This is a genomic window from Mycobacterium sp. NGS33, from assembly GCF_059812885.1.
In genome coordinates, this window is the sequence record NZ_JCALDN010000002.1 from 313024 (window position 1) to 337895 (window position 24872).

The 24872-nt window shown below is 68.8% G+C and carries 23 protein-coding genes; 16 read left to right on the forward strand and 7 right to left on the reverse strand.

Going from position 1 to position 24872, the window contains the following annotated elements:
- Positions 1-4 precede the first annotated feature (4 nt).
- The gene (locus AC5Y5B_RS05580) at positions 5-526 is read right to left on the reverse strand and encodes a DUF1697 domain-containing protein (protein WP_112634184.1); all 522 of its coding nucleotides are present in this window, start codon (positions 524-526) and stop codon (positions 5-7) included.
- 74 nt (positions 527-600) lie between these two features.
- Here AC5Y5B_RS05580 and AC5Y5B_RS05585 point away from each other — a divergent pair, with 74 nt between their 5' ends.
- Both AC5Y5B_RS05585 and AC5Y5B_RS05590 read left to right on the forward strand, forming a co-directional pair.
- Positions 601-1044, forward strand: a complete 444-nt coding sequence (locus AC5Y5B_RS05585; protein ID WP_112634183.1) for a PPOX class F420-dependent oxidoreductase — start codon at positions 601-603, stop codon at positions 1042-1044.
- 49 nt (positions 1045-1093) lie between these two features.
- Positions 1094-1315, forward strand: a complete 222-nt coding sequence (locus tag AC5Y5B_RS05590) for a DUF5302 domain-containing protein (protein WP_112634182.1) — start codon at positions 1094-1096, stop codon at positions 1313-1315.
- A gap of 39 nt (positions 1316-1354) precedes the next feature.
- Here the strand turns inward: AC5Y5B_RS05590 and AC5Y5B_RS05595 are convergent, their stop codons facing one another.
- The gene (locus AC5Y5B_RS05595; RefSeq protein WP_112634181.1) at positions 1355-1888 is read right to left on the reverse strand and encodes a nuclear transport factor 2 family protein; all 534 of its coding nucleotides are present in this window, start codon (positions 1886-1888) and stop codon (positions 1355-1357) included.
- A gap of 90 nt (positions 1889-1978) precedes the next feature.
- Between AC5Y5B_RS05595 and AC5Y5B_RS05600 the strand changes: the two genes are divergently transcribed.
- Both AC5Y5B_RS05600 and AC5Y5B_RS05605 read left to right on the forward strand, forming a co-directional pair.
- Positions 1979-2560, forward strand: a complete 582-nt coding sequence (locus AC5Y5B_RS05600; RefSeq protein WP_112634180.1) for an HhH-GPD-type base excision DNA repair protein — start codon at positions 1979-1981, stop codon at positions 2558-2560.
- A 28-nt stretch (positions 2561-2588) separates the two neighbouring features.
- Positions 2589-2735, forward strand: a complete 147-nt coding sequence (locus tag AC5Y5B_RS05605) for a DUF1059 domain-containing protein (RefSeq protein ID WP_067277197.1) — start codon at positions 2589-2591, stop codon at positions 2733-2735.
- Between the two features lie 63 nt (positions 2736-2798).
- Here the strand turns inward: AC5Y5B_RS05605 and AC5Y5B_RS05610 are convergent, their stop codons facing one another.
- Complete coding sequence (locus AC5Y5B_RS05610; RefSeq protein WP_500004263.1) at positions 2799-3935, reverse strand: Rv1157c family protein; 1137 nt, start codon at positions 3933-3935, stop codon at positions 2799-2801.
- 45 nt (positions 3936-3980) lie between these two features.
- Entirely contained in the window at positions 3981-4733 is a 753-nt protein-coding gene (locus AC5Y5B_RS05615; RefSeq protein ID WP_205869095.1) for a hypothetical protein, read from the reverse strand.
- 130 nt (positions 4734-4863) lie between these two features.
- Here AC5Y5B_RS05615 and AC5Y5B_RS05620 point away from each other — a divergent pair, with 130 nt between their 5' ends.
- A complete protein-coding gene (locus AC5Y5B_RS05620; protein ID WP_112633022.1) occupies positions 4864-6240 on the forward strand; it encodes a mannosyltransferase in 1377 nt (458 codons plus the stop codon).
- Here the strand turns inward: AC5Y5B_RS05620 and AC5Y5B_RS05625 are convergent.
- Together AC5Y5B_RS05625 and AC5Y5B_RS05630 are read right to left on the reverse strand one after the other, a co-directional pair.
- Positions 6237-6521 carry a 4a-hydroxytetrahydrobiopterin dehydratase gene (locus AC5Y5B_RS05625; protein ID WP_066868689.1) on the reverse strand — a complete coding sequence of 95 codons (285 nt, stop codon included), beginning with the start codon at positions 6519-6521 and terminating at the stop codon, positions 6237-6239. The two genes, AC5Y5B_RS05620 and AC5Y5B_RS05625, sit on opposite strands and share 4 nt — an antisense overlap.
- Before the next feature lie 80 nt (positions 6522-6601).
- Positions 6602-7378: an ATP synthase subunit B family protein gene (locus tag AC5Y5B_RS05630; protein ID WP_112633023.1), complete on the reverse strand. Its 777-nt coding sequence runs from the start codon at positions 7376-7378 to the stop codon at positions 6602-6604.
- 302 nt (positions 7379-7680) lie between these two features.
- Between AC5Y5B_RS05630 and AC5Y5B_RS05635 the strand changes: the two genes are divergently transcribed.
- From AC5Y5B_RS05635 to AC5Y5B_RS05665, 7 genes are all read left to right on the forward strand, one after another.
- On the forward strand, positions 7681-8073 hold the full coding sequence (locus AC5Y5B_RS05635; protein WP_112633024.1) for a (deoxy)nucleoside triphosphate pyrophosphohydrolase: 393 nt from the start codon (positions 7681-7683) through the stop codon (positions 8071-8073).
- 460 nt (positions 8074-8533) lie between these two features.
- Positions 8534-12232, forward strand: coding sequence for a nitrate reductase subunit alpha (locus AC5Y5B_RS05640; protein WP_500004269.1), 3699 nt, complete (start codon positions 8534-8536; stop codon positions 12230-12232).
- A gap of 1 nt (position 12233) precedes the next feature.
- Positions 12234-13853 (forward strand): nitrate reductase subunit beta, encoded by a 1620-nt coding sequence (gene narH / locus AC5Y5B_RS05645; protein ID WP_112633026.1) that lies wholly within the window; start codon positions 12234-12236, stop codon positions 13851-13853.
- Positions 13850-14518, forward strand: coding sequence for a nitrate reductase molybdenum cofactor assembly chaperone (narJ, locus tag AC5Y5B_RS05650; RefSeq protein WP_112633027.1), 669 nt, complete (start codon positions 13850-13852; stop codon positions 14516-14518). The genes narH and narJ overlap by 4 nt, the downstream gene beginning before the upstream one ends.
- Positions 14511-15242, forward strand: coding sequence for a respiratory nitrate reductase subunit gamma (gene narI / locus AC5Y5B_RS05655; protein ID WP_112633028.1), 732 nt, complete (start codon positions 14511-14513; stop codon positions 15240-15242). The genes narJ and narI overlap by 8 nt, the downstream gene beginning before the upstream one ends.
- Positions 15243-15301: 59 nt before the next feature.
- Complete coding sequence (typA, locus tag AC5Y5B_RS05660) at positions 15302-17191, forward strand: translational GTPase TypA (protein WP_112633029.1); 1890 nt, start codon at positions 15302-15304, stop codon at positions 17189-17191.
- A 45-nt stretch (positions 17192-17236) separates the two neighbouring features.
- Positions 17237-19141 (forward strand): ABC transporter family substrate-binding protein, encoded by a 1905-nt coding sequence (locus tag AC5Y5B_RS05665; protein ID WP_500004753.1) that lies wholly within the window; start codon positions 17237-17239, stop codon positions 19139-19141.
- A gap of 11 nt (positions 19142-19152) precedes the next feature.
- Here the strand turns inward: AC5Y5B_RS05665 and AC5Y5B_RS05670 are convergent, their stop codons facing one another.
- A complete protein-coding gene (locus tag AC5Y5B_RS05670; protein WP_112633031.1) occupies positions 19153-19764 on the reverse strand; it encodes a TetR/AcrR family transcriptional regulator in 612 nt (203 codons plus the stop codon).
- 96 nt (positions 19765-19860) lie between these two features.
- Between AC5Y5B_RS05670 and mshB the strand changes: the two genes are divergently transcribed.
- The 4 genes from mshB to AC5Y5B_RS05690 all read left to right on the forward strand — a co-directional run bounded on the left by mshB (position 19861) and on the right by AC5Y5B_RS05690 (position 24872).
- On the forward strand, positions 19861-20766 hold the full coding sequence (mshB, locus tag AC5Y5B_RS05675) for an N-acetyl-1-D-myo-inositol-2-amino-2-deoxy-alpha-D-glucopyranoside deacetylase (protein WP_500004273.1): 906 nt from the start codon (positions 19861-19863) through the stop codon (positions 20764-20766).
- A gap of 92 nt (positions 20767-20858) precedes the next feature.
- Positions 20859-21320, forward strand: a complete 462-nt coding sequence (locus AC5Y5B_RS05680; protein ID WP_112633033.1) for a hypothetical protein — start codon at positions 20859-20861, stop codon at positions 21318-21320.
- A gap of 96 nt (positions 21321-21416) precedes the next feature.
- Positions 21417-24068 (forward strand): bifunctional FO biosynthesis protein CofGH, encoded by a 2652-nt coding sequence (locus AC5Y5B_RS05685; protein WP_500004276.1) that lies wholly within the window; start codon positions 21417-21419, stop codon positions 24066-24068.
- A 39-nt stretch (positions 24069-24107) separates the two neighbouring features.
- Positions 24108-24872: a maleylpyruvate isomerase N-terminal domain-containing protein gene (locus AC5Y5B_RS05690; protein ID WP_112633034.1), complete on the forward strand. Its 765-nt coding sequence runs from the start codon at positions 24108-24110 to the stop codon at positions 24870-24872.

A 24872-nucleotide genomic window follows, 5' to 3' on the forward strand; every position in this document is an offset into this window, starting at 1 on the left:
TGTGTCAGCGCAATACCTTGTCCAGCGTGCGCAGGTTGCGCGTCGTGGTCGACGACTTGTAGCGCGGCTTACCCATCGTCTTGCCGATGCTGCTGTCCAGCGTGGCGCCCTTGGGCACCTGCCAATAGATCACGCCGTCACCGCGGCGGATCTTCTCGTCCGGGCCGGCCTCCTCGCCCAGCGCGGCGAGCTCGTCGAGCACGGCCTTGTCGGCGACGAACGTGACGTAGGACTGATAGCCGTCGACCTCGCGCTCGAACGGATAGGCGTCGACCACGGCGCGCACCGTGTCGAGGTCGTAGGCCAGCACCCACGCGTCGTAACCGAACCGGTCGCGCAGCGCGGCTTCGGCCTTCTTGCGCACCGACGCCACGCCGGCGGCCGACTCCAGCAGCACGTTGCCGGTGGCCAGGATGGTCCGGACCCCAGTGAACCCGGCGTCGGTCAGCGCGGCCGCCACGTCGGCCATCTTGAGGTTGACGCCCCCGACGTTGACGCCACGCAGGAACGCCGTGTATTTGGTCATGCCCCGATTCCACCAGGTCGGCCGCGCAACGACTATCCCGGGCCGCCCGGCCGGGTGCGACGTAGGCTTTCGTCATGGGACGCCAAGTCTTCGACGACAAATTGCTGGCCTTGATCAGTGGACATTCCCTCGGGGTGCTGGCCACCATCAAGCGCGACGGGCGGCCGCAGCTGTCGAACGTGAGCTATCACTTCGACCCGCGCGCCGTGGCGATCCAGGTGTCGATCACCGAGCCGCGCGCCAAGACCCGCAACCTGCGTCGGGACCCGCGGGCCTCGATCCTGGTCGACGCCGACGACGGCTGGTCGTATGCCGTCGCCGAGGGCACCGCCGAGCTGACGCCGCCGGCGGCCGCGCCCGACGACGACACCGTGGAGGCGCTGATCGCGTTGTATCGCAACATCGCCGGTGAGCACCCGGACTGGGACGAATACCGCCAAGCCATGGTCACCGACCGGCGGGTGCTGCTGACGCTGCCGATCTCGCACGTCTACGGCATGCCGCCGGGCATGCGGTAACCGCGCCGCTACCGAACCGTTTCGCCAAACCCCGGCTAGGCTGCCCCCTATGGCTGCATCGAATGCTCCGCAAGGTTCAACGTCCTCGGAGTCGGGGGCTGCTGGATCGCCCGCGTCGGACGACGACACCAAGCGCAAATTCCGTGAAGCCCTGGACCGCAAGATGGCCAAATCGTCGAGCGGGTCCGATCACAAGGACGGCGCCGGCAAGCAATCGCGGGCGCACGGCGCGGTGGGGAACCGCCGGGAATTTCGCCGCAAGAGCGGCTGACGATCCCCGGCCGCGGTGGCCGGATCCCGTTGACGGGCTTCAGCAGTGGGGCGCGGTGAACAGCCCGACCGAGGGGTCGGCCTGGCCGGGTTTTCCGCGCAGGCTTCCTCGCGTGCTGGGGTGTTCGAAGTTCACTTGGGACGGGTCGTTCTGGTATGCCCAGTCCGCGACGATGGTGCGTTGACGAAACTTCCAGCGGCCCTCGTGTTTGGCGTAGGTGTCCAGGTACCGCCCGCCGATGATGACGTCGACGTTGCGCTCGGGGCCCGCGAAGGTGTGGAACACCAGGCAGTAGATCTCGCCGCGGGCCGCGTCGGCCTCGACCACGAAGTTCGTGGTGGTGATGTTGTGTTGGGAGACAAGCACATACGGTTCGGCCGCTTGTAGTTGCGCGATGAACTGTTCGACGCCGCCGTCAGAAAACGAGCCGTGCGAGTCCGTGGCGTCGGGGTGATACAGGGCGCGAAGGGCGTCGTAGTCGGCGCGGTCGACGGCTCGGCAGTAGGCGGTGACGAGCTGATGCAGCTCGTCGCGGGCGAGCAGCAGTGCCAGTCTGGCCTCATCCACCACCACGCCACGATATCGCGGTGATTGCTGGTGAGTAATCTTGCGACCAATGGGTCCCCGGTCCCAGGGTGCTGCGCGAAAGGAAGATCGTTGACGGTGAAACTTTGTCTCGCTCAAGATCCTGAAGCCGACCAGCTGCTGGACGACAGTCCGTTGGCGTTGCTCATCGGGATGGTTCTGGACCAGCAGGTGCCCTTCGAGACGGCGTTCGCCGGACCGAAGAAGATCGCGGACCGGATGGGCACCTTCCCGGACCTTTCGGCCGCCGAGATTGCGGACTACGACCCGGACAAGTTCGCCGCGTTGTGCTCGCAAAGCCCTGCGATACACCGCTTTCCGGGGTCGATGGCCAAGCGCATCCAAACGCTGGCGCAGATCATCGTGGACCGCTACGACGGCGACGCGGCCGGATTGTGGACGGCCGGCGACCCCGACGGAACCGAGCTGCTGCGGCGGATCAAGGGACTGCCGGGGTTCGGGGACGTGAAGGCGAAGATCTTCCTGGCACTGCTGGGCAAGCAGTACGGCGTGACGCCGAAGGGCTGGCGCGCCGCCGCGGGCGACTTCGGCCGGGCCGGCGCGCACATCTCCGTCGCCGATATCGTCGATGCCCAGTCGATGGGGAAAGTGCGCGCGTACAAAAAGCAGATGAAAGCGGCAGCCAAAGCGGCGAAGTAGCAGGTCAACAGAAGGGAAGGGCGGCAACGTGAAGACACACCTGACGTGTCCGTGCGGCGAAGCCATCGTCGGCAAGGACGAGGACGAACTGGTCGAGTTGACCCAGGCGCACCTCGCCAGCGATCATCCTGGCCTCGAGTACGACCGCGACGCCATCCTGTTCATGGCGTACTGACGAGAACGCGCGTGCCCCGCGGTCGGGACACGCGCGTTCGCGGCGGTGAGGCGGTGCGGTCTGCTACGGCACCACCGTCGAGCCGATGGTGGGCATGAACTGGCACTGCTTTTCCTTGGTGGTGACCTGCCCGAAGATCGTCGACATGATGCTGCCCGAGCCGGTGTCGGCGATCGCGCTCAGCGTCGTCGGCCCCTCCGGGTTGATATCCGGGCGCGGCTTGAGTGCGACCGTCCCCGACTTGCCGGTGGTCAGGTTCACCCAGGTGACATTCAGCGGCAACTTCTGCACCTCGGCGGGTCCGGGCGTGCCGACCGCGGTGAACACGTAGGCGGTCTGACCGGGCCCCGGGCCGGGAAGCGGAATCTTGGCCGGCCCCGCCACCGACAGCGCGGTGGCGATGGCGCTGGTGCCGTCCGCCAGGCAGTTGGTGCCGATGGACGGGTACATGAAGTCCTGCGTGGGCGGCGTGTCAGCGCCGAAACCCGGGGCCGCCGCCGCGGGCGCGGGTGCCGGCGCCGGCGCCGGCGCGGCTTCCGGTGCGACGGGGGCCGCGGGCGGTGCCGCGGCCGGGGCCGGTGGCGCGGGGACGGGTGCCGCGACGGGCACGTTGGCCGGCTGGGCGGGCGCCGGTGCGGCGGGTGCCGCCGCGGGTGCGGGACCGGCCGCGTGGGCCGGGTCGATGCCCGCCGGCAGGTGCGCCTCGGGCGCCGGCGCGGCGGGTGCCGGAGCGGCGGCGGGTGCCGGAGCGTTGAGGGCTGGAGCGGCGGCAGGCGCCGCCTCGGGGGCCGGGCCCGCCGCGTGGACCGGGTCGATGCCGGCCGGCAGGTGGGCCTGCAGACCGGGTTCCACCCCGGCCGCGGGCACATGTTGCACCGGTGCGCTGGGCTCGGCGACGAACTGATTGACCGCCGCCGCAACGTTTTTCGACTCGTTGGGCGTGGTCGGGTTGTGAGCGAAGGCTTGCGCTGCGGCCATCAGCAGCTGTGTCGCCTGCTGCGGGTCGGTGGCCGCTTGTTGGATGAGGGGGCTCAGCTGCGACAGGGCAGGCAGACCCGGCAGCCCTGGGGCCGCATTCGGTTGCGGTATCGGCTGCGGCGCCGCCGGGTCGGCTGCCGCGCTCGGGCAGAACCCGAACGCGACAGCCGATGCCGTGACGACAGCGGCCAAACCTTTGGACAGATTCCAAGTGGTTGCCACGGTGTCCTCCGGTTCTCAGTGGTGATTTAGCTGTCTAGGAACTGATCAGGGCAGGGCGGCCAGCAGCGGCGCTGCCGGTCCGGCGGGGCTGGCCGCCGGTGCCGCCGGTGCCGCGGGTGCGGCCGGAGCCTGTCCCGAAGCGAGCGCCGGCAGGTCCTGCGGGAGCATCACTTTCGGAGGCACACTGACCGGCAGGCCAGCCGGCATCGCCGGCATGTTGACCTGCGCCTGCGGCAGCTGCGGAGCGGCCGGAGTGGCCGGTGCCGCCGGTGCCGACAGTCCCGGGATCGCGGGGAGGCCCGGGATCGACGGAGCGGCCGGAGCGGCGGGACCCGCGGCAGCAGGCTGCGCACCCGTCAGGCCCTGGATCATCCCGGGAATGCCACCCGTCGCCGAAGACGGCGCGGCGGGCGTCGCCGACTGCGCCAGCCCCGGAAGGAAGGGGTTGGCCGCCGGAGAAGGCACCTGGGCGGCGGGGCTGGTCGGCGCGGTCAGTCCGGGAATCGACGGAAGACCGGCCACCGGAGCCGCCGGGGTTGCCGGCGAGGTGGCCGCCGGGACACCCGGGAAGCTGATGCCCGGAGTGGCCGGAGCCGCCGGCGGTGTGGCGCCGAGTGCGGTCGCGAGGTTCTGCAGGATTTGCGGTGCGTTGGCCGCCGAACTGATCAGCTGCTGCGGAATGTTCGGCATGGCCGGGGCCGGCACGGGGTCGGCATGGGCGATACCGCCCGTCAATAGTGCTGCGGACGAACCGACCACGACGGCGGCTGCACGCATGTAAGTCCAGATGGTTGGCATGACTCTCCCTGATTGATCGACTACAGGTTCGGGGCTGAAGTTACTTTGATGCAGATGGGACTCAAGTGACACGTGTGGCATTTATGAACTCGTTATTGATACGAGTGAGACCGGTGACCGAACGCGCGAAATGTGCGGCCCTAGGGCTGATGTGCGGACCGACGGCGCCGTGCCGCGCCTCGCGCTCGCTAAAGTCGGGCGGATAGACACCACCTCGGCCGCAGTGGCGGCGCCCAATACCCGGCGGTTGGCGAGTCTGCTGCAGGCGGCCGCGCCGATGCTGCTCGTCGCGAGCATCGCCGCGCGGCTGGCCTGGACCTATCTGGCCCCCAACGGCGCGAACTTCGTCGACCTGCACGTGTACCTGGGCGGATCCGCCGCGATCGACCATCCCGGCAGCCTGTACAGCTACGTCTACGCCGACCAGACGCCGGACTTCCCGCTGCCGTTCACCTACCCGCCGTTCGCGGCCGTCGTGTTCTACCCGCTGCACCTGGTGCCGTTCGGCCTCGTGGCCTTCCTGTGGCAGATCGCCACGATGGCCGCGCTGTACGGCGCGATCCGGCTCAGCCAACGCCTGATCGGCGGGGCGGCCGGCGGCACCGGCCGGCGTGTCGCGATGTCGTGGACGGCGGTGGCCATCTGGATCGAGCCGCTGCGCAGCACCTTCGACTACGGGCAGGTCAACGTGTTGCTGATGACCGCGGTGTTGTGGGCGGTGTGCAGCACGCGGTGGTGGCTGTCGGGGTTGTTGGTCGGCGTCGCGGCGGGCATCAAGTTGACCCCCGCGATCTCCGGCGTCTATCTGGCGGGCGCGCGGCGCTGGGGCGCCGCGGCGTTCTCGGCGGTCGTTTTCCTTGCCACCATTGGGATTTCGGTCCTGGTCGTCGGCGATCAGACGCGCTACTACTTCACCGACCTGCTGGGCGACGCCCACCGGGTCGGCCCCATCGCGACGTCGTTCAATCAGTCCTGGCGCGGGGGCATTTCGCGGATTCTGGGCCACGACGTCGGATTCGGCCCGCTGCTGGTGGCCGCCCTTGCCGTCACCGCCGTCCTGGCCGTGCTGGCCTGGCGCGCCCTGGACCCCGCCGATCGGCTGGGCAGGCTCTTGGTGGTGGAACTGTTCGGGCTGCTGCTCTCACCGATTTCCTGGACCCATCACTGGGTGTGGCTGGTACCGCTGATGATCTGGGCGATCCACGGGCCGGTGCGCGAGCGACGCGGAGCGCGCCTCGTGGGCTGGGGCTGGCTGGCCCTCACGCTGATCGGCGTCCCGTGGTTGCTGAGCTTCGCCCAACCGACCATCTGGCAGATCGGCCGCCCGTGGTATCTGGCCTGGGCCGGGTTGATCTACATCGTCGCGGCGGTGGCGACGTTGCTCTGGATCGCGGCCACTCGCCCCGCGGGCCGCGGGGACCGCGCCGAGCGTCACCCCGGCGTGGCCGTCGGCGCCGAGCATCACGCCGGCGCGACCGCCGACGGGGGCGAGGGCTCGAGGGACTAGCTGTCGACGATCCCGTTGATGTCGCGTGCCATGTCGATATCGTTTTGGGTGATGCCACCCTCGGAGTGGGTGACGAGAGCGAAAGTCACTGTCCGCCAACGAATATCGATGTCCGGATGGTGGTCTTTGCTCTCCGCGTGCTCGCCCACCCGGCGCACGGCATCGATGCCGGCGAGAAAACTCGGAAATTTGATCGAGCGGCGCAGGGCGCCGTCGGCGCGCTCCCATCCGTCCAGCTCGGGCAGTGCGGCGTCGACTTGCTCATCCGTTAACACGGCCATACCGGACTCGTCCTCTCCTGTCGGATAACGGGGTGATCGACGGGCGGCCCTTGCCGTGACCTCCCCGCGAAGGTGGTCACCTACGAGGCTACGGCGGGATTACCCGGTGCTTGACTCTTCTGGTCCAAGGCCACGACGACGCCCGCGTCCGGGAGGCTCTGTCGTTGCTGGTAAGCGGACTCCAGGCTGGCGGGAACGTCCTGTAGGTCGCGGGCCACGCCCATCAGTTCTTCCAGGATCATGATCCGTTGCTGATTCGCCTCGTCCATCGCCCGGTGGGCTCGCTCATCGAACTCGTGAGCCTTCTGCTTTGCGTCGGCGAGCAGCTGCTCACGCTCGTGCTGGGCGTCCTGCCAGGCCGCATCGATCAATGACTGGGCTTCGGCCCGCATCCCGGCGAGGTCGGCGTCGAGCTTTTTCCTGGTTTCCTCACACTCGACTTCGAGCGCTTTTCGCTGCGCGGCCATGTGCTCCAACAACTCTCGGTGTTCTCGCCGCGCGGCCTCCGCCTCGGCCGCGGCATCCGCGATCAGGGCATCCGCCTCGGCGCGTGCGTCGGCCTGCATCCGGGAAACCTCATCGAGCGCGCGCCGCAACAGCTTCGCCATCCGATGCTGCATCGCATAGGGCGTCGGTGACGTGTCCGAGAGTGCGGCGACCTCATCCCGCAGGCAGGCGACCTCGATCCGAAGCCCGGCCGCTTCATTGCTGGATTCGTCGCGCTGGTTCCTGAGGTTCAGGACTTCGTCGATGAGCAACTTCTCCTTGGCGAGCAACGCCTCGATGTAGGGGTCGACCAGAGCCGGGTCATAGCCCCGGAAGATCCGAGTGAACGATTTTGCGGGTTCGGTGATCATTGCCAACTCCCCTCATTGGAAGTGCCTGTCGTGGTCGTGACCGACTAGGGTCGAGTATTCCACGGGGGCGCCTAAACCGTAAGAGAGTCGTTGTGTCCCAAGGTAATTCGATAGCAAAATCGACCGGTGGAGCCGTCTCGGCGGCAGTTCGCAGTGTGCGGCTGCACGGCCCTTGCTCCGGCGCGCGAAGACGTTCGCCCTCGCAGGCGGGGGCGCGCAGCCGTCCGGATCCCACCGGCGTTGCGCCCAGGCGTTGCCGAGCGGTGGTGTTGCGCAACGGGCGCCGTATACCGTGACTGGCCATGCCGACCCAGATCGTCGTCGCCGGCGCCCTCATCCGCGACGCCAAGGTCTTGGTGGCACAGCGCGTCCGTCCGCCGGAGCTGGCCGGGCGGTGGGAGCTGCCGGGCGGCAAGGTCGCGCCCGATGAGACGGAGCGCGACGCGCTGGCCCGCGAGCTGGCCGAGGAGCTGGGTCTTGGCGATGGCGACGTCGCGGTGGGTGGCCGGCTCGGCGGCGACATCGTGGTGGACGGCGGGTTCACGCTGCGCGCCTACCGCGTGCGCCTGGTCCGGGGCGAACCCGATGCCCGCGACCATCGGGCGTTGCGCTGGATAACCGCCGCTGAGCTGCACGATCTCGACTGGGTCCCGGCCGATCGGGGCTGGTTGGCGGACCTGGCCAAAGCTCTCTAGGAGCTACCTCATAACAAGTACACAGAGTTCCGGCAGCTTATGTACAGCCGCGTTGCAGGTCTTCGCAGTGAACTGAAGACAACAATATGACGTGTAATAACGACGCCACACGAAGCTGCCCTGGATGTGCGTGCCGATAGCGAGCCGAACGCTTGTGCAGACCAGGCCGTCGCGGCCGCGGTGCCGGGACGGCGGGTCTCCCGGTGCGCAAAAACGACTGCTCATGACGCCTTTTTCGAACAATCGCCCGCGCGCGGGGAGGCCGGTTTCACCCTCGACCCAGACCTATGCTGGTGCTGTATCGCCGCCCAGCCCGCGGGCCAGACATGCCGAGCGCTGAGCCGATCCGAGCTGGTGCGGGCGGGCGGATCAGCGGGCTGACTGCCCATCACGACGCAGGCCGGGTCGACCGCGGGGCCCGGCGACGAGGCGCGACGCTACCGAATCGGAGGACCACTTCTTGACTGTCACACCTCACATCGGCGGAGTGCTCGAGGAGCTCCTGGAGCGCAGCGGGCGGTTCTTCACCCCCGGAGAGATCTCGGCCGACCTGCGCACGGTCACCCGGGAGGGCGGCCGTGAAGCCGACGTGTTCTACCGGGACCGGTGGAGCCACGACAAGGTGGTGCGCTCGACGCACGGGGTGAACTGCACCGGATCGTGCTCATGGAAGATCTACGTCAAGGACGGGATCATCACCTGGGAGACCCAGCAGACCGACTACCCGTCGGTGGGCCCGGACCGGCCCGAGTACGAGCCGCGCGGCTGTCCCCGGGGCGCGTCGTTCTCGTGGTACAGCTACTCGCCCACCCGGGTGCGCTACCCCTACGCCCGCGGGGTGCTGATCGAGATGTACCGGGAAGCCAAGGCGCGCCTCGGCGACCCGGTGCTGGCCTGGGCCGACATCCAGTCCGATCCGCAGCGGCGTCGTCGCTATCAGCGGGCGCGCGGCAAGGGCGGTCTGGTCCGGGTCACCTGGGCCGAGGCCACCGAGCTGATCGCGGCCGCCCACGTCCACACCATCAAGACCTATGGACCGGATCGCGTCGCCGGATTCTCCCCGATCCCGGCGATGTCGATGGTGTCCTACACCGCGGGCTCGCGGTTCTTCGAGCTGATTGGCGCCCCCATGACGTCGTTCTACGACTGGTACGCCGACCTGCCGGTCGCCTCGCCGCAGGTCTTCGGCGACCAGACCGACGTGCCCGAATCCGGGGACTGGTGGGACGCAGCGTATTTGATGATGTGGGGTTCCAACGTCCCCATCACCCGCACGCCCGATGCGCACTGGATGGCCGAGGCGCGCTACCGCGGCACCAAGGTGGTGACCGTCAGCCCGGACTACGCCGACAACACCAAGTTCGCCGACGAGTGGATGCCGTGTGCCGCCGGCACCGACGGTGCACTGGCCATGGCGATGGGCCACGTGATCCTCTCGGAATGCTATGTGCAAAAGCAGGTTCCGTTCTTCACCGACTATTCCCGCCGCTACACCGACCTGCCCTTCCTGATCAAGCTCGAAGAACGCGGCGACATGCTGGTGCCAGGAAAGAACCTCACGGCGGCGGATCTGGGGGAGGCCGTCGAGAACGCCTCGCTCAAACCCGCTGTGCTGGACCAGATCACCGATTCGGTGGTGGTGCCGCACGGCTCGCTGGGATTCCGGTACGGCGAGTCGGGTGTGGGGAAGTGGAACCTCGATCTCGGTGACCTGACGCCCGCGCTCAGCGTGCGAGACGCGCAGGGCTGCAACGGTGACGCCGAGACCGCGCTGGTTCACCTGCCCAGCTTCGACACGGTCGACGGCGAGGGCACCACCGTGGCGCGCGGCGTCCCGGTGCGCCGGATCGGCAAGCACGTGGTGTGCACCGTCTTCGACCTGATGCTCGCCCAATACGGTGTGGCACGCCCCGGCCTGCCCGGCGAATGGCCCACCGGCTATGACGACGCCACCCAGCAGAACACCCCGGCCTGGCAGGAAGCGATCACCGGCGTGTCGGCGGCCCAGGCCATCAGGGTGGCAAGGGAATTCGCGCACAGCGCCGAGGAATCCGGCGGCCGCTCCATGATCATCATGGGCGGCGGTATCTGCCACTGGTTCCACAGCGACGCGATCTACCGTGCGGTACTGGCGCTGCTGATGCTGACCGGGTCGATGGGCCGCAACGGCGGCGGCTGGGCCCACTACGTCGGCCAGGAAAAGGTGCGCCCGCTCACCGGATTCCAGACGATGGCGATGGCGACCGACTGGGTGCGCCCGCCGCGGCAGGTGCCCGGCGCCTCCTACTGGTACGCACACACCGACCAGTGGCGCTACGACGGATACGGCGCGGACAAACTGGCCAGCCCGGTGGGCCGCGGCAGGTTCGCGGGCAAGCACACCATGGACCTGCTGGCCTCCTCGGTGGCCATGGGGTGGAGCCCCTATTACCCCCAGTTCGACCGATCCAGCCTCGACGTCGCCGACGAGGCGCGCGCCGCCGATCGCGACGTCGCCGACTACGTCGCCGAACAGCTGGGCCAGCGCAAGCTCAAGCTCGCCGTGACCGATCCCGACAACCCGGTGAATTGGCCACGGGTGCTTACCGTTTGGCGCGCCAACCTGATCGGCTCGTCGGGCAAGGGCGGCGAATACTTCCTGCGTCATCTGCTGGGTACCGATTCCAACGCCTCGGCGCTGCCCCCGGAGGACGGGGTGCGGCCCACCGGCGTGACGTGTGAGGGCGACATCCCCGAGGGCAAGCTCGACCTGATGATGTCGATCGATTTCCGGATGACCTCGACCACGCTGGTGTCCGACATCGTGCTGCCGGCGGCCACCTGGTACGAGAAGGCCGACATCTCCAGCACGGACATGCACCCCTACGTGCATGCGTTCAGCGCGGCGACCGATCCGCCGTGGGAAACCCGTTCGGACTTCGGCGCTTTCGGTGCGATCGCCCGCGCCTTCAGCGCCATGGCCAAGGACCATCTGGGCACCCGCACCGACGTGGTGCTCACCGCGCTGCAGCACGACACCCCGGATGCGATGGCCTATCCCGATGGCACCGAACAGGATTGGCTGCAGTCCGGTGCGATGCCGGTGCCCGGCCGCACGATGGGCAAGCTCACCGTGGTGGAGCGCGACTACGGCGCCATCTACGACAAGTGGCTGACCCTGGGGCCGCTGGTCGACAAGTTCGGTTTGACCACCAAGGGCGTCACGGTGCACCCCTTCCGTGAGGTCGAGGAGCTGGCCGCCAAGTTCGGTGTGCTGAATTCCGGTGTGGCGGCGGGGCGTCCGGCCGTCACCACCGCGTCGCGGATGGCCGACGTGCTGCTGCTGCTGTCCGGCACCACCAACGGACGGCTGGCGGTCGAGGGCTTCCACGAACTGGAGAAGCGCACCGGTCAGCGGCTGGTGCATCTGGCCGAGGGCAGCGAGGACAAGCGCATCAGCTACGCCGATACCCAGGCCCGGCCCGTCCCCGTGGTCACCAGCCCCGAGTGGTCGGGCAGCGAAACTGGTGGCCGTCGCTACGCGCCCTTCACCATCAACATCGAAAACCTCAAGCCGTTCCACACCCTGACAGGGCGGATGCACTTCTATCTGGCCCACGACTGGGTCGAGGAACTCGGCGAGCACCTGCCGGTGTTCCGCCCGCCGCTGGACATGGCGCGGCTGTTCGGCGCACCCACGCTCGGCGCTACCGAGGACGGCATCGGCCTCACCGTGCGCTACCTGACCCCGCATTCGAAGTGGTCGTTCCACTCCACGTATCAGGACAACCTGTACATGCTGTCGTTGTCCCGCGGTGGCCCGACGATGTGGATGAGCCCGGGCGATGCGGCGAAAATCAATGTGCGCGACAATGATTGGGTCGAGGCGGTAAACGTCAACGGCATCTACGTGTGCCGGGCGATCGTCTCGCACCGGATGCCCGACGGCGTGGTCTACGTCTACCACGTCCAGGAGCGCACGGTGGATACCCCGCGCTCGGAGACCAACAACAAGCGCGGCGGGAACCACAACGCGCTGACCCGGGTCCGCATCAAGCCCAGCCACCTGGCCGGCGGCTACGGACAGCACGCGTTCGCGTTCAACTACCTGGGTCCGACCGGCAACCAGCGCGACGAGGTGACGATCGTCCGTCGTCGTAGCCAAGAGGTGGTGTACTGACATGAAGGTCATGGCCCAGTTGGCGATGGTGATGAACCTCGACAAATGCATCGGCTGTCACACCTGCTCGGTGACCTGTAAGCAGGCGTGGACCAACCGACCCGGTACGGAGTACGTGTGGTTCAACAACGTCGAAACCCGTCCCGGACAAGGCTATCCGCGCACCTATGAGGACCAGGAGCGCTGGCGCGGCGGGTGGATTCGCGACAAGAGGGGCCGCCTGCGGCTTCGCGACGGGGGCCGGCTGCAAAAGCTGCTGCGCATCTTCGCCAATCCGAAGCTGCCCGTCATCGGCGACTACTACGAGCCCTGGACCTACGACTACGAAAACCTGACCACCGCCCCGGCGGGTGACACCTTCCCGACGGCCGCGCCCCGAAGCCTGATCAGCGGTGAGCCGATGAAGGTTTCGTGGGGGCCGAACTGGGACGACAACCTGGCCGGGTCGCCGGAGATCCTGGCTGGGGACCCGATTCTGAAGAAGGTCAGCGAGGAGGTCAAGCTCTCGCTGGAAGAGACCTTCATGTTCTACCTGCCCCGGATCTGCGAGCACTGCCTCAATCCGTCCTGCGTGGCGTCGTGCCCGTCGGGCGCGATGTACAAGCGCAGCGAGGACGGCATCGTGCTGGTTGACCAGGACCGGTGTCGCGGCTGGCGGATGTGTGTGTCCGGATGTCCTTACAAGAAGGTGTATTTCAACCACAAGACGGGCAAGGCCGAGAAGTGCACGCTGTGTTATCCGCGGATGGAGGTCGGCCTGCCGACCATCTGTTCGGAGACCTGTGTGGGCCGGCTGCGCTACCTGGGTGTGGTCCTCTATGACGTCGACCGGGTGTTGGAAGCGGCGTCGGTGGAAAAGGAGACCGATCTCTATCCGGCGCAGTGCGAGATCCTGCTCGACCCCAACGATCCCGACGTCATCGCCGGTGCGCGGGCGGAGGGGATACCGGACGAGTGGATCGAGGCGGCCCAGCGTTCGCCGGTCTACGCGCTGATCCACACCTACAAGGTGGCGCTGCCGCTGCACCCGGAATACCGGACCATGCCGATGGTCTGGTACATCCCGCCGCTCTCGCCGGTGGTCGACGCGGTCAGCCGCGACGGGCACGACGGTGAGGACCTCGGCAACCTGTTCGGTGCGCTGGATGCGCTGCGGATCCCGATGCAGTACCTGGCCGAACTGTTCACCGCCGGCGATACCGCCGTGGTCGAGGGCGTGTTGCGCCGGCTGGCGGCGATGCGCTCCTACATGCGCGACATCAACCTCGGCCGGGAAACCCAGCCGCACATCCCGCATTCGGTCGGCCTGACCGAAGAAGAGATCTACGAGATGTACCGGCTGCTGGCCATCGCGAAATACGAAGAGCGCTATGTCATTCCGACGGCCTTCGCACCGCAGGCCCGCGACCTGGAGGAGATGGCGGGCTGCTCGTTGACCGGAGACGGCGGGCCGGGCATGTACGAGTCGGATCCGGTGCCGGTGTCCGTCGAGACCTTCCACACCCTCAAGCAGCGCGGTGACGATCCCGCCAACGCGCGGCGGTCGGGCCGGGTGAACCTGCTGAATTGGGACGGCGGCCAGGTGCCCGCCGGCATGTTTCCCGAGGGGCGGCAGCGATGAAGCTGCTGTCGGCGCTGCGCGAGCGGTCCACCACCCGGGCGATGCAGGATCGCCTGGTGTGGCAGGCGGCGTCGCTGCTGCTGGCCTACCCGGACGACGGGTTGGCCGGGCGCCTGGACGCCGTCGAGGAGCTGTTGGGGCATGTCAGCGGTGCGCCGGCGGCGCTGCTGGGGCAGACGGTCGCGGCGCTGCGTGCGACCGAGCCGATGACCGCGGCGATGGACTACGTCGCGACGTTCGACATGCGGCGGCGCGCCACCATGTACCTGACCTACTGGACCGCGGGCGACACCCGCAACCGGGGCCGGGAGATGCTGGCGTTCGCCACCGCCTACCGGGAGGCGGGGGTGCAACCGCCGGGCGGTGAGGCGCCCGATCATCTGGCCGTGGTGCTCGAATTCGCCGCCACCGTCGACCCCGACGCCGGGCGGCGACTGCTGAACCAGCATCGGGTGCCGATCGACGTGCTGCGCGGCGCCCTGGCCGACGCGAAGTCGCCCTACGAACCGACGGTGGCGGCGGTCTGCGAGACCCTGCCGGACGCGACCGATCAGGAAGTGCGCCGGGCCGAGCGGCTGGCGCAAGCCGGCCCGCCGGCGGAAGCCGTTGGACTGCAACCGTTTACCTTGACCGTGCCACCCCGCAAAGGATCGCCAAGTGTTTAGCAACGTCCTGTTCTGGGACATCGCGCCCTACGTCACGCTGTCGGTGCTGATCGTGGGCACCTGGTGGCGCTACCGCTACGACAAGTTCGGTTGGACCTCGCGGTCGTCGCAGATCTACGAGTCGCGACTGCTGAGCATCGCCAGCCCCATCTTCCATTTCGGCATCCTGGCGGTCTTCGCCGGACACGTGATGGGGCTGTTTGTTCCGCCCCGGGTGACCCACATGCTGAAGATGAGCGACCACTTCTACCACCTGCAGGCGGTCATCGCCGGGTCGGTGGCCGGCATCGCGACGCTGGTCGGCATCGGGTTGCTGATCTACCGGCGGTTCACCCGCCCCGCGGTGTCCGTGGCCACCAGCCGCAGCGACAAGGTGATGTATGTGGTGCTGGTGCTGGCGATCGTGGTGGGCCTGTACTGCGACCTGATCGGCACAGGCCCGCACGGCGGGGAGTTCCACTACCGCTACACGGTGGGCTTGTGGTTCCGCCGGATCTGGATATTCCAGCCGCACGGCGAGGTGATGATCAACGCCCCGCTGGACTACCAGCTGCACGCCCTGATCGGCATGGTGCTGTTCACGCTGTGGCCGTTCACCCGGCTGGTGCATGCGTTCAGCGCGCCGGTCGTCTACCTGTTCCGGCCGTACATCGTCTACCGCAGCCGCGAGGCGGCGGGTAAGGGTCAGCTCGTCGGCACGGCGCCGCGCCGGCGGGGCTGGTAAAGGGCGCCCGGTCACCAGCCGGTTCGCTATCCGGGGCCCCCGCTGCCACAATCACCGACGTGCTATTTCGCAACGTCGCCATCGTCGCCCACGTCGACCACGGGAAGACCACCCTGGTCGACGCGATGCTGCGGCAGTCGGGCGCGCTGCACCACCGGGGCGACGACGCGGTCGAACGCCTGATGGACTCCGGGGACCTGGAGAAGGAAAAAGGCATCACGATCCTGGCCAAGAACACGGCCGTGCATCGCAAGAATCCGGACGGAACGACGACCGTCATCAACGTCATCGACACCCCGGGCCACGCCGACTTCGGCGGCGAGGTGGAGCGCGGCCTGTCGATGGTGGACGGGGTGCTGCTGCTGGTCGACGCCTCGGAGGGGCCGCTGCCGCAGACCCGGTTCGTGCTGCGCAAGGCCCTGGCCGCCCACCTTCCGGTGATCCTGGTCGTCAACAAGACGGACCGGCCGGACGCCCGGATCTCCGAGGTCGTCTCGGAAAGCCACGACCTGCTGCTCGACGTCGCCTCCGACCTCGACGAGGACGCGCAGAAGGCCGCCGAGGCCGCCCTGGACCTGCCGACGCTGTACGCCTCGGGACGGGCCGGCATCGCCAGCACGACGGAACCGGCCAATGGCGAGAACCCCGAGGGCGACAACCTCGATCCGCTGTTCGACGTGCTGCTCGAGCACATCCCGCCGCCGCAGGGTGATCCCGAGGCGCCGCTGCAGGCGCTGGTCACCAACCTGGACGCGTCGGCGTTCCTGGGCCGGCTCGCGCTGATCCGCATCTACAAGGGCCGTATTCGCAAGGGCCAGCAGGTGGCCTGGATGCGCGAGGTGGACGGCCACCCCGTCATCACCAACGCGAAGATCACCGAGCTGCTGGTGACCGAGGGCGTCGAGCGTTCCTCGACCGACGAGGCCGTCGCCGGGGACATCGTCGCCGTCGCGGGCATTCCCGAGATCATGATCGGCGACACGCTGGCCGATCCGGACCACGCGCACGCGCTGCCGCGCATTACCGTCGACGAGCCCGCCATCTCGGTGACCATCGGCACCAACACCTCGCCGTTGGCGGGCAAGGTGAAGGGGCACAAGCTGACCGCTCGCATGGTGAAGTCGCGCCTGGACGCCGAACTCGTGGGCAACGTCTCCATCAAGGTCGTCGACATCGACCGGCCCGACGCCTGGGAGGTGCAGGGCCGCGGCGAGCTCGCGCTGGCGGTCCTTGTCGAACAGATGCGCCGCGAGGGTTTCGAGCTCACGGTGGGCAAGCCGCAGGTCGTCACCCAGACGATCGACGGCAAGCTGCACGAGCCCTTCGAGGCGATGACCATCGACTGCCCCGAGGAATTCGTCGGCGCCATCACCCAGCTGATGGCCGCCCGCAAGGGACGCATGGAAGAGATGACCAACCACGCCGCCGGGTGGGTCCGGATGGACTTCATCGTGCCCAGCCGCGGCCTGATCGGCTTCCGCACCGACTTCCTCACGCTGACCCGCGGCACCGGCATCGCCAACGCGGTGTTCGACGGCTACCGGCCGTGGGCCGGGGAGATCCGCGCCCGCCACACCGGGTCGCTGGTGTCCGACCGCGCGGGCACCATCACCCCCTTCGCCATGATCCAGCTCGCCGACCGGGGCCAGTTCTTCGTCGAGCCCGGCCAGGACACCTACGAGGGCATGGTCGTCGGGATCAACCCGCGCGCAGAGGATCTCGACATCAACGTCACCCGCGAGAAGAAGCTGACCAACATGCGGTCGTCGACCGCAGATGTCATCGAAACGTTGGCCAGGCCGCTCGAACTCGATCTCGAGCAGGCCATGGAATTCTGCGCGCAAGACGAATGCGTGGAGGTGACCCCGGAGATCGTGCGGGTGCGCAAGGTCGAGCTGGACGCCACCTCCCGGGCCCGCAGCCGGTCGCGCGCCAAGGCCCGGGGTTAACACCTGGTGGTCGGGCGGGCCGCTGGGCGGCTGCTCGATACGCTGATCAGCGTGCCGAGACGAGTCCGCCGTTGGTTCATGGTGCTGGGCGGACTGATCTTCCTGGTCGGACTCGTGCTCTCGGCCTGTACGGTCAACCCGCCACCGGCGCCGCAGAGCACCGACACGCCGCACAACTCCGTGCCGCCGCCGCCCCGGGTCAGCGAGATCATCATGGGCATCGACTCGATCGGGGCCGGCTTCAACCCGCACCTGCTCTCCGACCTGTCCCCGGTGAACGCGGCGATCAGCGCGCTGGTGCTGCCGAGTGCCTTCCGGCCGGTGCCCGACCCCAACACGCCGACCGGTTCCCGCTGGGAGATGGACCCGACCCTGCTGGTGTCGGCCGAGGTGACCAGCCAGAACCCGTTCACGGTGACCTACAAGATCCGGCCGGAGGCGCAGTGGACCGACAACGCGCCGATCGCCGCCGACGACTTCTGGTACCTGTGGCACCAGATGGTCAGCCAGCCCGGCGTCGTCGACCCGGCCGGGTACGACCTCATCACCGGCGTGCAGTCGCTGGAGGGCGGCAAGCAGGCGGTGGTCACCTTCGCCGAACCGTATCCGGCGTGGAAGGAGTTGTTCGCCAACATCCTTCCGGCGCACATCGTCAAGGACGTGCCCGGCGGTTTCGCCGCGGGCTTGGCCCGCACGCTTCCGGTCACGGGCGGCCAGTTCCGGGTGGAAAGCATCGACCCGCAGCGCGACGAGATCCTGGTGGCCCGCAACGACCGGTACTGGGGGCCGCCGGCCAAACCCGCGCTCATCCTGTTCCGCCGCGCCGGTGCGCCGGCCGCGCTGGCCGATTCGGTGCGCAACGGCGACACCCAGGTGGCGCAGGTGCATGGCGGCTCGGCGGCGTTCGCGCAGCTGTCCGCCATTCCCGACGTCCGCACCGCGCGGATCGTGACGCCGCGGGTCATGCAGCTCACGCTGCGGGCCACCGAGCCCAAACTGGCTGACACGCAAGTCCGTAAGGCGATCCTGGGGCTGCTCGACGTCGACCTGCTCGCGGCCGTGGGCGCGGGCAGCGACAACACCGTCACCCTGGACCAGGCCCAGATCCGCGCGCCGAGCGACCCGGGCTACGAGCCGACCGCCCCGCCTGCGATGACGACTCCGGCGGCGCTGGCGCTGCTGGAGGCGGCCGGTTACAAGGTCGAACCCAACACTTCGGCTTCAGCGGCCCCACCCGCGCCGGCCCCGCCGAACACCGGGCCGCCCGAGGTCATCCGCGGCCGGATCAGCAAAGACGGCCAACAGCTTTCACTGGTGATCGGGGTCGCGGCGAACGACCCGACCTCGGTCGCGGTGGCCAACACCGCCGCCGACCGGTTGCGCAACGTCGGCATCGCCGCGACCGTGCTGGCGCTGGACCCGGTCACCCTCTATCACGACGCACTGAACGACAACCGGGTGGACGCGATCGTCGGGTGGCATCAGGCGGGCGGCAACCTGGCGACCCGGCTCGCCTCCCGATACGGTTGTCCCGCACTGGAATCGACGCAGGTCCCGATCTCCAACGGCCCGGCGCCCGCGCCGTCGGCCCCTGCCGGTCCCACGCCGTCCACTGGGCCGCTCGCCAAGTCGACGACACCGACGACCACGCCGCCGCCCAGCCGCCCGGCCGACCCCAACGCCCTCGTGCAGGCGCCGTCGAACCTCACCGGGATTTGCGATCGCAGCATCCAGTCGAACATCGACGCCGCCCTCAACGGCACCAAGAACATCAACGACGTGATCACCGCCGTGGAACCGCGCCTGTGGAACATGTCCACCGTGCTGCCGATCCTGCAGGACACGACGATCGTCGGGGCCGGCCCGAGCGTGCAGAACGTCAGCCTCTCCGGTGCGGTACCGGTCGGCATCGTCGGCGACGCCGGCCAATGGATCAAGACCGGGCCGTAGCGCCGGGGCCGTCAGTCGGCGGGACGCGCCGCGCGCGGCGGTATCACGGTGTCGACGATGAGCGCCAGCTCGCGCCGGTTCGGCGGCGATCCGTTCAGCAGGAAGTGCTGGTTGATCAGGGCCGACCCGATGCGGGCGGTGAGGGGGGTGACCGTCGTCGGGTCGAGGTCACCGTCGTCGATGGCGGCCTGCAGGATCGATTCCACGATCTTCATGCGCGGCCGCACCACCGCGTCGGCGAAGATGGCCCGCATCTCGGGCTCGTGCAACAGCTGATGGATGACGTCCAGACCCGGAAAGCCGGTCTTTCCCGCCAGCAGGTCGCGCTGCGCGGTGAACATCGCGAGCAGATTTTCGCGGGCCGAACGCCCGGAACGCAGCTCGGGCAGCGGCGGTAGCGCGAATACCAGAGCGGCGTGCACCAGCTCGCACTTGGTGTCCCAGCGCCGGTACAGGGCGGCCTTGCCGGTATGGGCGCGCGCCGCGATGCCCTCCATGGTCAGGCCGCCGTAACCGACCTCGGTCAGCTCGGCCAGGGTGGCCTCGTAGAGGGCGCGTTCGAGGACCTCGCCGCGCCGGCGGCTTCGGCTGCCGGTGTGGTCTGCGTCCGTGAGCTGAGGCACCCCTTGATAGTAGCCGTGCGCGTTCCTATCTGCCGCGTACCGGTGGGTAGCCGCCGGGCTGCCGAAGCCGCCGCGGCTGCCGGTAGGGTGCCGTCCATGCCTGAGACGCCGCGGCTGCTGTTCGTCCACGCGCACCCCGACGACGAAAGCCTCGGCACCGGCGCCACCATCGCCCACTACGCCGCCCGCGGGGCGGATGTCCGCGTGATCACCTGCACGCTGGGCGAGGAGGGCGAGGTGATCGGCGATCGCTGGGCCGAACTCGCCGTCGAGCGCGCCGACCAACTCGGCGGCTACCGGATCGGCGAATTGACCGCGGCGCTGCACGCGCTGGGCGTGGGCGAACCCCACTATCTCGGCGGCGCCGGCCGGTGGCGCGATTCGGGCATGCGCGGCACGCCGAGGCGACACCGGCAACGCTTCATCGACGCCGACGAACGCGACACCGTGGGCGCCCTGGTGGCCGTCATTCGCCGGCAGCGCCCGCACGTCGTGGTGACCTACGATCCGGGCGGCGGCTACGGCCATCCCGATCACGTCCACGCGCACCGGGTGACGGTGGCCGCGATCGAGGCGGCGGGTGCCGGGGCCGGCTTTGCCGGCGAGCCCTGGGTCGTGCCGAAGTTCTACTGGTCGGTCTTCGCGACGAGCGCCTTCGAGGCGGCCATGGACGCGCTGACGCCCGCGGATCTGCGGCCCGAATGGTCGATCCCGCCGAAGGAAGAGTTCACCTTCGGCTACGCCGACGAGGACATCGACGCCGTCGTCGACACCGCCCCGCAGGCCGTGGCCGCCAAGCGGGCGGCCCTCGCCGCGCACGCCACGCAGGTGGTGGTCGGGCCGACCGGGCGCGCCTGCGCGCTGTCCAACAACGCCGCCATACCGATTCTGGGGCAAGAGCACTACGTCCTGGCCGGCGGCGCGGCGGGGGAGCGCGACGAGCGGGGCTGGGAAACGGACCTGCTCGCAGGGCTTGGTTTTCCATCGGCCCCGACGCGGTAGGCTGCCAATCAGGCAGCCACGGAAGGAATTCGCATGGACCCCGACCTGGACCCTAATCAGCAACACTGGCAGGACCGGCTGGACAGCCTGCAGTGGGTTATCGGCTCCATCATGTCCAACCTCGACAGCGTCCCGACCTGACCGAAACCAAGCCACGCGTCGCGTCCGTTGACGACGCCGACGCGACCGACCCCGCGATCCGTTTCGTCGTGTTGGCCCTTTTGGCGGTCGACGGGGTGCTCTCCGCACTTGCCGGAGCTCTGTTGCTGCCTCTGTATATCGGGACGGTTCCGTTTCCCATCAGCGGACTGATTTCGGGACTGGTCAACGCCGCCCTGGTGTGGGCCGCCGGCCGCTGGACGCGCGCGCCGCGGTTGGCGGCGTTGCCGTTGTGGACGTGGCTGTTGACCGTGGCGGTGATCAGCATGGGCGGCCCGGCCGACGACGTCATCCTGGGCGGCCGCGGCCTGATGGCCTACGGGGCCCTGTTGCTGCTGGTCCTCGGGGTCGTGCCGCCGGTATGGGTGCTGTGGCGGCGCGGGCAGGGCGTCTGACGCTCGGCCGGGATGTCGCCCGCTTGCCGACGCGGGGGTGCCGCTACTGTTGACTGTTGCCCATACGGGACCCGCCAACGGGTGCCACGATTTCACATGTTGGGACGCGTGGATGAAATTCGATCGTGGGGAAGTTACACCAAAGTGCTGTTGACTCCGGGCGAGGAGCCTACCGCTCTGCCCCACCCTGTGGTTCCGGCCAAGGTTTCTCCGGAAGCCCCGCCGAAGGCCGGCTCATCGGCGCTGCGGCGGGTGCTGCGACGGGCTCGAGACGGCGTGGCTCTGAACATCGATGAGGCGGCGCTCGCCATGACCGCGCGCGGTGCGGACCTCGCCGATCTGTGCGCCAGTGCGGCCCGGGTACGCGATGCGGGTCTGGAGTCGGCCGGCCGGCGCGGCCCGGGCGGTGGGCTGCCGATCACGTACTCGCGCAAGGTATTTATACCGGTCACCCACCTGTGCCGCGACACGTGCCATTACTGCACCTTCGTCACCGTCCCGGGCAAGCTGCGCGCTCAGGGCGCCGGCATGTATCTCGAACCCGACGAGATTGTCGATATCGCCCGGCGCGGTGCCGAAATGGGTTGCAAGGAAGCGCTATTCACCCTTGGCGACCGGCCAGAGGATCGCTGGCCGGAGGCGGTTGAGTGGCTCAGCGAACGGGGCTATGACTCCACGCTGTCCTACGTGCGCGCGATGGCGATCCGGGTGCTCGAAGAGACCGGGCTGCTGCCGCACCTCAATCCCGGCGTGATGAGCTGGTCAGAGATGGCCCGGCTCAAGCCGGTGGCCCCCTCGATGGGCATGATGCTCGAGACGACGTCACGGCGCCTGTTCGAGACGAAAGGGCTTGCGCACTATGGCAGCCCGGACAAAGACCCGGCCGTGCGGCTGCGCGCCCTGACCGACGCGGGCCGGCTGTCGATCCCGTTCACCACCGGCCTGCTGGTCGGCATCGGCGAGACCCTCGCCGAGCGCGCCGACACCCTGCATGCGATTCGCAAGGCGCACAAGGAGTTCGGTCATGTCCAGGAAGTGATCGTGCAGAACTTCCGGGCCAAGGAACACACCGCGATGGCCGCCGTCCCCGACGCCGGCATCGAGGACTACCTCGCGACGGTGGCGGTCGCTCGGCTGGTGCTCGGTCCCGGGATGCGGATTCAGGCGCCGCCCAACCTGGTCTCGCGCGACGAGTGCCTGGCGCTGCTCGGCGCCGGAGTCGACGACTGGGGTGGTGTTTCACCGCTGACGCCCGACCACGTCAACCCCGAGCGGCCGTGGCCGGCGCTCGACGAATTGGCCGCCGTCACCGCCGAAGCCGGTTACGAGCTGGTCCAGCGGCTGACCGCGCAGCCGAAATACGTGCAGGCACCCGCGGCCTGGATCGACCCGCGGGTGCAAGGACACGTGACGGCGCTGGCCGATCCGGCGACCGGTCTGGCTCGCGACGTCAACCCGGTGGGTCTGTCGTGGCAGGAGCCCGACGACGTCGGCTCCTCGGGCCGGGTCGACCTGAACGCTGCCATCGACAGCGAGGGCCGCAACACCGAAACCCGCAGCGACATCGACAGCGCCTTCGGCGACTGGGAATCGATCCGCGCCCACGTGCACGAGCTGGCCGCGCAGGGCGCCAAAGCGCCAGAACGCCTAGACACCGACGTGCTAGCCGCGCTGCGTTCCGCCGAACGCGACCCCGCCGGCTGCTCGGACAGCGAATACCTGTCGCTGGCCACCGCCGACGGCCCGGCACTGGAAGCCGTTGCCGCCCTTGCCGATACGCTGCGTCGCGAAACCGTCGGCGACGACGTGACGTTCGTGGTGAACCGCAACATCAACTTCACCAACATCTGCTACACCGGCTGCCGGTTCTGCGCGTTCGCGCAGCGCAAGGGCGACGCCGACGCGTACTCGCTGTCCACCGAAGAGGTCGCCGACCGCGCCTGGGAGGCGCACGTCCAGGGCGCCACCGAGGTGTGCATGCAGGGCGGCATCGACCCCGAGCTGCCGGTCACCGGTTACGCCGACCTGGTCCGCGCGGTCAAGGCGCGGGTGCCGTCGATGCACGTGCACGCGTTTTCCCCGATGGAGATCGCCAACGGGGTCACCAAGAGCGGGTTGAGCATTCGCGAGTGGCTGATCAGCCTGCGCGAGGCGGGCCTGGACACCATCCCCGGCACCGCCGCCGAGATCCTGGACGACGAAGTGCGCTGGGTGCTGACCAAAGGCAAGCTGCCGACGTCGCTGTGGATCGAAATCGTCAGCACCGCGCACGAGGTGGGGCTGCGGTCGTCGTCGACCATGATGTACGGCCACGTGGACAGTCCGCGGCACTGGGTCGGCCACCTCAACGTGTTGCGTGACATCCAGGACCGCACCGGTGGCTTCACCGAGTTCGTGCCGTTGCCGTTCGTGCACCAGAGCTCACCGTTGTACCTGGCCGGCGCCTCCCGTCCCGGCCCCACCCATCGCGACAACCGCGCGGTACACGCGCTGGCGCGAATCATGTTGCACGGTCGCATTTCTCAGATTCAGACGAGCTGGGTCAAGCTCGGTGTCGAACGCACGCAGGTGATGCTGGGCGGTGGCGCCAACGATCTGGGCGGCACGTTGATGGAGGAGACCATCTCCCGGATGGCGGGTTCGGAGCACGGGTCGGCCAAGACGGTGGCGGAGCTCGTCGCGATCGCCGAGGGCATCGGCCGCCCGGCGCGGCAACGCACCACCGACTACACGACGCTGGCCGCGTAGCTCGCTTGCGTGTCGGGGCCGTCGGGTATACCGGAGGCCGTGAAGCGACATATCGACGACGATCGGTTCCCCGAGTGGCGGCCGTTCGTGGATGCGGTGCGCCGGCACGGACCCGACGCCGGCACGTGGTGTGAGGCCTGGACGGTGCGCGACATCGTCGTTCACCAGGCCGGAAACGCCGAAGAGCTCGCGCGGGTGCTCGGCGCCCACCTGGCCGGTGAACCCGTCGCGACCCGCGGCTTCGAGGAACGCGAGGGCCCCCTGCGCGCCCTCAACGACACCGACCTGTGGGACGCGCTGCTGGACCGGATGGCCAGCCTCGAGGAGGTCGCGGTGGCCGCCGAGGCGCTCCCGGACGACACCGACGTCGCCTGGACGGGCCGCACCATGAAGGTGCCCTGGTTCGCCGAGCACATGCGCGAGGAGCTGGTGCTGCACAGCTGGGACATCACCGGCGACGAACCGGACGCCCGGGCCCGGCTCGCCGAGCCGTGGATGACCACGCACAGCGTGCTCGCGGTCGGCAGGCCGCTGCTGATGAAGGGCGCCAAGCAACTGAACGAGGGTGAGCGCATCGATGCCCGGCTGCGGGCCGACGGCAGCGACGACGTCGTGCTGGCCGCGGGCCCCGATCAGATCACCATCGGGCTCGCCAAGCCGGAAGGCCCGGCCACCCTGGAGACCGACGCGGCCGCGCGCGTGCTGTTGTTGTGGGGCCGCAGGCCCGCCGACCCGTCACGCATTCGCAGCCGCGTCGGGCCGGAAACCCTCGGGCGCGTGCGTCGCCTGCTCGGCGGCTACTGA